This window comes from Phenylobacterium sp., assembly GCF_031425575.1.
In the GTDB taxonomy this organism is placed as follows: Bacteria; Pseudomonadota; Alphaproteobacteria; order Caulobacterales; family Caulobacteraceae; genus Phenylobacterium.
The window spans coordinates 1-7703 of record NZ_JANPJP010000208.1 but is presented as its reverse complement, the minus strand read 5'-3'; the positions used below and the strand labels follow the sequence as shown (position 1 = coordinate 7703).

The 7703-nt window shown below is 69.2% G+C and carries 7 protein-coding genes and 1 pseudogene; 3 read left to right on the top strand and 5 right to left on the bottom strand.

Translation table 11 applies throughout. The features are described from left to right. Positions 1–734 (bottom strand): annotated as a pseudogene (locus RMO97_RS11915) (response regulator); the annotation flags it as partial. 179 nt (positions 735–913) lie between these two features. Here RMO97_RS11915 and spbR point away from each other — a divergent pair. Both spbR and RMO97_RS11905 read left to right on the top strand, forming a co-directional pair. Continuing rightward, complete coding sequence (spbR, locus tag RMO97_RS11910) at positions 914–2062, top strand: pole-localized protein SpbR (RefSeq protein WP_310541288.1); 1149 nt, start codon at positions 914–916, stop codon at positions 2060–2062. 43 nt (positions 2063–2105) lie between these two features. Continuing rightward, positions 2106–2891 (top strand): NUDIX hydrolase, encoded by a 786-nt coding sequence (locus RMO97_RS11905; protein ID WP_310541287.1) that lies wholly within the window; start codon positions 2106–2108, stop codon positions 2889–2891. 40 nt (positions 2892–2931) lie between these two features. On the opposite strand, the gene RMO97_RS11900 is transcribed toward RMO97_RS11905, so the two are convergent. The 3 genes from RMO97_RS11900 to RMO97_RS11890 form a co-directional block, all read right to left on the bottom strand. Next, positions 2932–3414, bottom strand: a complete 483-nt coding sequence (locus tag RMO97_RS11900; protein ID WP_310541286.1) for an Hpt domain-containing protein — start codon at positions 3412–3414, stop codon at positions 2932–2934. A gap of 140 nt (positions 3415–3554) precedes the next feature. After that, positions 3555–4340 carry an NAD kinase gene (locus RMO97_RS11895; RefSeq protein WP_310541285.1) on the bottom strand — a complete coding sequence of 262 codons (786 nt, stop codon included), beginning with the start codon at positions 4338–4340 and terminating at the stop codon, positions 3555–3557. Between the two features lie 31 nt (positions 4341–4371). Beyond that, entirely contained in the window at positions 4372–5499 is a 1128-nt protein-coding gene (locus tag RMO97_RS11890) for a DUF2336 domain-containing protein (protein WP_310541284.1), read from the bottom strand. A 118-nt stretch (positions 5500–5617) separates the two neighbouring features. Between RMO97_RS11890 and glpK the strand changes: the two genes are divergently transcribed. Further along, on the top strand, positions 5618–7117 hold the full coding sequence (glpK, locus tag RMO97_RS11885; RefSeq protein ID WP_310541283.1) for a glycerol kinase GlpK: 1500 nt from the start codon (positions 5618–5620) through the stop codon (positions 7115–7117). On the opposite strand, the gene RMO97_RS11880 is transcribed toward glpK, so the two are convergent. Next, a partial coding sequence (locus RMO97_RS11880; protein ID WP_310541282.1) for a hypothetical protein occupies positions 7114–7703 on the bottom strand: 590 nt, incomplete at its 5' end. The genes glpK and RMO97_RS11880 overlap by 4 nt on opposite strands.

The window sequence follows — 7703 nt, the reverse complement described above, 5'->3', positions numbered from 1 at the left end:
GCCAGGACGTGGGCGACCCCGGTCAGGCCGTTGCGGATCTCATGGCTCAGCGTCGCCACCAGGTCGGACTTGGACTGGGCCAGGCGCCTGGCCTCTTCCACCTTGCCCGCCCGGTCGGCGATCAGGATCTCGCGCTCGGCGGCCAGGGAGAACTGCCGGCGCAGGATGCGGTTGAGGATCAGGGCCAGCGCCATGGCCAGCGCGACGGCCCCCCAGGCGTTGCTGGCCAGGTCATTGTCGTCGGGACGGGAAAACAGCGCGATCAGCGGGCCGGCGGCGGCGGAGGGTCCGACGATCAGCAGGCTGGGCAACCAGGGGGAGGCGAAGAAGATGATCACCACCGCTGCGGCCAGCGCCGTCATCAGCAGCGGCTCGCGGGCCGGACCCGCGCCGTCGGAGAAGGCGGCGATCTGCGCCACCGCGAGCGCCCAGATCAGGGCCGATAGGATTTGGATACGCCCCCGCTGAACGGTGTTGGCGGCGTTGTCGGGGTTCTTCAACCAGTTAACCACGCCGTAGAACGCGCCCCAGGCGCCGGCGAAAATCGCGAAGGTGCCGGTCATCCAGACGGCGTTCACCGCGTGGCTGCCGGCCCAGACATAGGCCGGAAGGCTGACGGCGAAGACCGCCAGGGCGTAGGGCAGGAGGGCCGTCTGGGCCTCCAAAGCCTGCTGTGTCGCCGATTGGCCGCCCCGCATAGGCTCGGCCGTCCGATCATCTTGGGTCGTGGCCATGGGGCGCCTCTGGGGGAGATATCGCCACGCAAGGTAGTGGTTCAGGGTTGGCGCGAAGTTACCGGCCAGGGTTAATCCACAGCTTCCCAACCTGCGACGCAGGCAACCGATCATTAAGCCTAACCAGCCATTATAACGGTGAAGGACTCCGGTGATTCCGGGGCGGGGACAGGTGCAGTATGGCGACCACGCGGGCGGCGCTGACGGATGAAGACATTCGCACCCTGGTGAAGGGCGCGACTCCGGACGAGCGGGCCGTGGCGGCCCACAAGCTGTGCCGGAACATCGACCGCTACGAGCTGTCGGACGAGGAGCGCGTCCAGGCCCAGGAGATTCTGCGGGTCATGGCCGCCGACGCCGGCGAGCTGGTCCGCCGGGCGCTCGCCGTCACCCTGAAGAATTCCACCATCGTGCCGCGCGACGTCGCCCTGCGGCTGGCCAAGGACGTCGAGAGCATTTCCCTGCCGATGCTGTCCTCGTCGCCGGTGTTCACCGACGAGGACCTGGCCGAGATCGTGCGCCTGGGCGGACCAGTCCGCCAGGTGGTGATCGCCAAACGCCCCCGGGTCTCCCAGACCGTCACCAACGCCATCGTCGAGTATGGGGTCGAGCGTGCGGTGGAAGCCGCCTGCGCCAACGACAACGCCGACTTCGCCGACCGGGCGCTGGCCAAGGTCATCGAGCGCTTCGAAAAGTCCGAGCGGGTCCTGGCCGCGGTCGCCTATCGCGCGGCCCTGCCGCTGGCGATCACCGAGAAGCTGATCGACCTGGTGAGCGAGGAGGTCCGCGACCACCTGCTGAACCACCACGCCCTGTCGCCGGACCTGGCGCTCGAGATCGCCATGGGGGCCAAGGAGCGGGCCACCATCGACCTCGTGGACCAGGCCGGCCGCGCGCCGGACGTGAAGAGCTTCGTGGCCCACCTGCATAAGCACGAGCGGCTCAACGCCTCGCTGTTGCTGCGGTCCCTGGCCCACGGCCACATGACCTTCTTCGAGTGGAGCCTGGCCGAACTGGCCAGCGTCCCGCACCACCGCACCTGGCTGATGATCCACGACGCGGGCCCGCTGGGCCTGCGCGCCATCTATGAGCGGGCAGGGCTGCCGGCCCGCCTGTTCCCCGCCTTCCGCGCCGGGGTGGACACCTTCCATTCCATGGAGTTCGACGGCGGCGCCCGGGACCGCGAGCGGTTCCAGGAGCGCATGCTGCAGCGGTTCCTCACCCAGCCCGCCAACGCCGCCCGCGAGGACGTCGAATACCTGTTGGAGAAGATGGACCGCATCACTCACGAGGCCCGCAAGAGCGTGCGGCTGTCCGAGAGCGCCTAACAGCGCACTTGCTTGCGGCGCCCGCGGCGCCCAAGCTGGCGGCATGACCGATATCGCCCCCGACGCGGACATCAAGCCCGCCGCCACCATCCTGCTGCTGCGCGACGACCCGGCCTTCGAGGTGCTGATGGTCAAGCGCCATCACCAGATCGACTTCGCCTCCGGCGCCCTGGTGTTTCCGGGCGGCAAGTCCCACGCCGGCGACCATGATCCCGCCTGGGCCGGCCACACCCTGGGCCATGCCGACTTCGACGCCGAGCAGCGGGGCCTGCGGATCGCCGCCATCCGCGAGGTGTTCGAGGAGGCGGGGATCCTGTTGGCGTCCCACACCGACGGCTCGCCGATGGGCGATCAGATCGCCCCGATGAACGTGCGCCAGGCGGTCGATCGCGGCGAGATGGCCTTCCTGGACGTGGTGAGGGACCTGGACGCCAAGCTGGACCTGCACGCGCTGACCGTCTTCGCGCGATGGATCACCCCGCCCCTGACCCCCAAGCGTTTCGACACATGGTTCTATGCGGCCCTGGCGCCGGCCGACCAGCTCGCCGCCTGCGACGGCCGCGAGACGGTGGACGCCGAATGGATCGAGCCCAAGGAGGTGCTTCGCCTGGCGGACGCCGGTGCGCGCAAGGTGATCTTCCCCACGCGCATGAACGTGCAACTGCTGGCCGAGGCGACCAGCGCCGCCGACTGCGTGGCGCGCGCGCAAGGGCGCACCCTGGTCACAGTCCTGCCGAAGATCGAGGATCGCCCAGAAGGCCGAGTCCTGACCCTGCCGGCTGAAGCCGGCTACGGCATCGTCGCCGAACCGCTGGCCAATGTGATGTAAGCGCTAATCCTTCTCCCGCAAGGGGAGAAGGACTCTTGGCCTAAAGCCCGGTTTCGCGGACCTTGGATTCCAGCGCTTCGATCAGCGCCTTACCCACAGGATGTTCATCGGTCTTGATGTCGTCGCGGACGGCGGCCTTGATGGCGTCGATGTGGGCGTCGATCAGGGCGATCGGCGCCTGCATGCGCTTGTCCTTGTCGTCGATCAGCCAGCACAGCGAGGCGCCGATGCGGGTGATCAGCGGGAATTCGTAGGTGGTGCCCAGGCCTTTCAGGTCGTGGGCGCGCAGGTAGAGGAATTCCATGGTCTCGGGGTTCATGCCCTCGGTCTTCACGCGCTGGCGCGCAGCTTCGAGCTTGGTGACCTCGTCGTTCAGCCACTGAGAGAAGTTGCCCGAGAGGCTTTTCAGGGCGGCTTCGGCCTTGGCGATGGCGGCCGGATCGATCGCGCCGAACCGGCCCCCGACCTTCAGGCGAAGCGTGTTGGGGACCTGGATCACCTGACCGGAATTCTCTTGGCTCACGACTCGGCTCCTGCACTCAGTCCACAGAAACCTAGACCGCAGGCGTTAACAACGAATGAGGCGGGGGTGCGGCGAGATGCCCGCGCAGAGCGTGATCGGGAAGATCGAGCCAGCTTTCCGCCAAGATCTCGCCCACCACCCTAGACCGCGAATTGCTCGGCCAGCATGCGTTCTTCCAGGCTGCGTCCGGCGTCGAACAGCATGTACATGCTGATCTTCCGATCCTCGGCGATATGGACCTCCAGGACGTCGCGGACCTCCAGGTTGTCGGCCACGGCGCTGACCGGCCGCTTGTCGGCCTCCAGAATCTCGAAGCTCACCTTGGCGGTGTGGGCCAGCAGGGCGCCGCGCCAGCGTCGCGGGCGGAAAGCGCTGATCGGCGTTAGGGCCAGGACCTTGGCGTCGAGGGGGATGATCGGTCCGTGGGCCGACAGGTTGTAGGCCGTCGAGCCGGCCGGGGTCGCCACCATGGCCCCGTCGCAGGACAGCTCGTTCAGCCGCACCTTGCCGTCGATGGAGATGCGCAGCTTGGCGGTCTGCCGCGTCTGGCGAAGCAGTGAAACCTCATTGATCGCCAAGGCCATGTGCGGCTTTCCGTGCACATCGACGGCGGTCATGGTCAGGGGGTGGATCACCGCCTTCTCGGCGACATTGATCCGCTCCAGCAGGCCGTCCTCGCTGTACTCGTTCATCAGGAAACCGACCGAGCCGCGGTTCATGCCGTAGATCGGCTTGTGGCCGCCGCGCATCTGATCGTGCAGGGTTTCCAGCATGAAGCCGTCGCCGCCCAGGGCCACGACGACCTGGGCCTCGGCCATCGGGACCTCGCCATAGCGGGCGATCAGGGCCTCCTGGGCCTCCTGGGCCTCGGGGCGGTCGCTGGCCAGAAAGGCGAGGCGGGTCACGAAGGGCTGCGCCTTGAACATGCGGCGAGGTGCGCGAGAAACGCGGGTCTTGTCAAACCTTGCCGGCCGCCTGGCGGAACGCGGCGTTGGCGATGTCCGGCGCGAAGGGGCCAAAGGCGCCTCCGGCCCGGCGTTCGCCCTCCTGGCCGCCGCCGGGCTTGCCGCCGTTCAGCTCGCGGACGAGGCCCAGGATGGTCGGGAAGACGCTGCGGTCGATGCCGACGGCGGCGCAGGCCAGGGCCAGCAGCTCGGGCCGGTCGGAATCGACCGAGCGGCGCACGTGCTCGGGGTCGAAGCGGCCGAGGGTCGCCAGGCCGCCGATGAACAGGGACAGCTTCTGCTCGCGCAGGGCGCGCAGCAGGTAGCCGGGACGCAGCTGGCCGGCGATGTCGAGCTTGGCCAGCAGCCGGCGCTCCATCTCCTCCTTCTCGCCTTCGCGCTCCCAGACCTCCTGCTGTTCGGGATGCTCCGAGACGATCCCACCGTGAGCCTCGCGAACCGATTCGGCGATGGCGGCGTCCATCGCCTCGGGATCTAGGCGGAAGCGGGCGGTGAGCGACTGGCGCAGGGCCTGGCCCACCCAGATGTAGAGCTGGCGCGCCAGGTCGTCGCTCAGTCCCGGATGGTGGGCGCAGGGCGAGCGCAGGGACACGATCCGCCGCGACGCCTGGACCAGGGCGGCAAGTTCGCTGTTTCCGATCTGGGCGGCGAGATTGCCGGCCAGGGCGGTCAGCACCGCCGGCTCGTTCTGCTGCAGGATGGCGGAGACCACGGGCGGGCCGAGATTGGGCCGGCGGGCCACCTCGATCTGGTGCTCGATCGTGGCTTCGGTGAGCAGGCGCACCAGGTCGGGATCCTGCAGGACCGGGCTGGAACTGATGATCGGCCGGGCGATCTCGATGTCATCGAGGGCCAGCACATTGATAAGGGCCGCGGGCGCCCAGGCGGCGGTGGCCAGCTTCTCGGCCAGGCGCTTGCGGATATCCCGCTCGGCCTCCACCACCAGGCTCATGAAGATGGAGGAGAGCAGGGCCTGGACCGGCCCTGAACTCATCACCGCCTCGGCGCCTTCGCCGGCGTCGCAGAGGTCGACGATGGCCAGCAGCAGGCGCTCGCGGTCCTGGACCGCGCGGCTCCTGGCCAGACCCAGTATCTCTTCCGACTTGGCGGCGACGCTCAAACCCGTTTCCTTGCTGGGAATCGTTGCGGGCTGATTCTGCTCAGACCCGTATGAAAACATGGTTACAAGCCGCCAACCACAAATCTGGCGTGCAGCTTGTTTAAGTGCGGGGGGCGAAATGGCCGAACCTTTGATCCTGGCCCTGGACCAGGGGACCACCTCTACCCGGGCCATCCTCTTCGACGCGCAAGGCCGCGCCCTGGCCGAGGCCGGACGGCCGCTGGAGCAGTTCTATCCCGCCGACGGCTGGGTGGAGCATGACGCGGGCGAGATCTTCGCCACCAGCGTCGCGGTGATCAGGGAGGCGATCGAGACGTCCGGGCGGCCCATCGGCGACGTCACCGCCATCGGGGTCACCAACCAGCGTGAGACCGTGGTGATCTGGGACAAGGCCACCGGCGAACCCATCCACCGCGCCATCGTCTGGCAGGACCGCCGGACCGCCGCCACCTGCGAACAGCTGCGCCGCGCTGGTCATGAGGCCCGTGTCACCGAGATCACCGGCCTGCTGCTGGACCCCTATTTCTCCGGCACCAAGATCGCCTGGCTGCTGGGGGATATCCCCGGCGCGCGGGCCAGGGCCCAGGCCGGCGAGCTGCTGATGGGCACGATGGACACCTGGGTCATCTGGAAGCTGACGGGGGGGAGGGTTCACGCCACCGACGCCACCAACGCCTCGCGCACCCTGCTGTTCGACATCAAGAAGCAGCGCTGGTCGAAGGAGATGCTGGACCTGCTGGACGTGCCGGCGGCCCTGCTCCCTGACGTGCGCGACTGCGCCGCCGACTATGGCCAGACCGACGCCGCCCTGCTGGGCCGCGCCATCCCGATCCGCGGCGTGGCCGGGGACCAACAGGCCGCCCTGATGGGGCAAGGCTGCATCAGGCCCGGAGAGATGAAGGCCACCTACGGCACCGGTTGCTTCATGCTGGTCAATACCGGCGAGACCGCGCCGCTGTCGCGGGCCAAGCTGCTGACCACCGTGGCCGCCCGCCTGAACGGCAAGACGACCTATGCGCTGGAGGGCTCGATCTTCATCGCCGGCGCGGCCCTGCAATGGATCAATGAGGGCCTGAACGTCCCCGGCGGGGGTTCGGCGATCGAGGCCCTGGCCCAGACCGCCAAGGACGACCACGGCGTGGTCATGGTGCCGGCCTTCACCGGCCTGGGTGCGCCCTGGTGGGACGCCGAGGCGCGCGGGGCGCTGTTCGGCCTGACCCGCGACACCACACTGGCGGAAATCGCGCAGGCCGCCTTCGACGCCTGCGCCCTGCAGACCCGTGACCTGGTGGAGGCTATGCGCGCCGACGCCCCGACCGCCTTCGGCGCGGCCGTGGAGATCCGCATCGACGGCGGCATGTCGCGGTCGTCCTGGTTCAGCCAGCGCCTGGCCGACCTCACCGGCGTGCCCGTGGGGCGCGCCACCTATCAGGAGACGACGGCGCTCGGCGCTGCCCTGTTCGCGGGGCTGGGGGCAGGGGTCTACGCCACCGTCGAGGACGCCGCCGCGGCGCGGCCGGCCACCGAACGCCACGACCCCAAGCTGGACGGCCACGGCCGCGAAGCCGCCTACGCCCGCTGGCTGGACGCCGTGGCTCGGGTCCGGACCGAGGGCTAGGCTCGGCCCAGATGGCGCTCCCAGAAGGCGAGCCACCCGTCGCGCTCGTGGGCCGGGATCTCCACGTGGCGGCCGGGGTTGATGTGCATGGTCTTCTCGGTCGAGCCGAAAGCGTTGAACAGGGCCAGGCCCTGTTCGCGGGTCATCAGCTCGTCCTCCCACTGGTAGACGAACATCAGCGGGATGCGGATGGCCTCGGCGGCGGCCTTGTGGTCCTCCAGGCCGGGGAAGGCGCCGAACAGGCCGAAGATGGCCGCGGAGATGCGGGGCTCCTCCGCCACGAACGGCACGCCGAAGCGGGTCCCCATGGAGACGCCCCAATAGCCCACCGGCTGGCCGGCGCCGACGAGGTCGAGGCCCTGGGCGGCGTCCAGGGCGGCTTTCCACTCGGCCACATGCTTGAGCGCCACGCCGGCGTCACGGGTCGGCCGGGCCGCCGCCTGGGGACGTTCGCCCTGCTGGGCCTTGCGGCCGGCCTCGGCGGCGGCGGCGCGCGCCTTTTCCGCCTGCTCGCGGGTGATCCGGTCGCCGTGGCCGGGCGCGTCGATGGCCAGGGTCGCATAGCCCAGCTTCTGGGCGTGGCTGA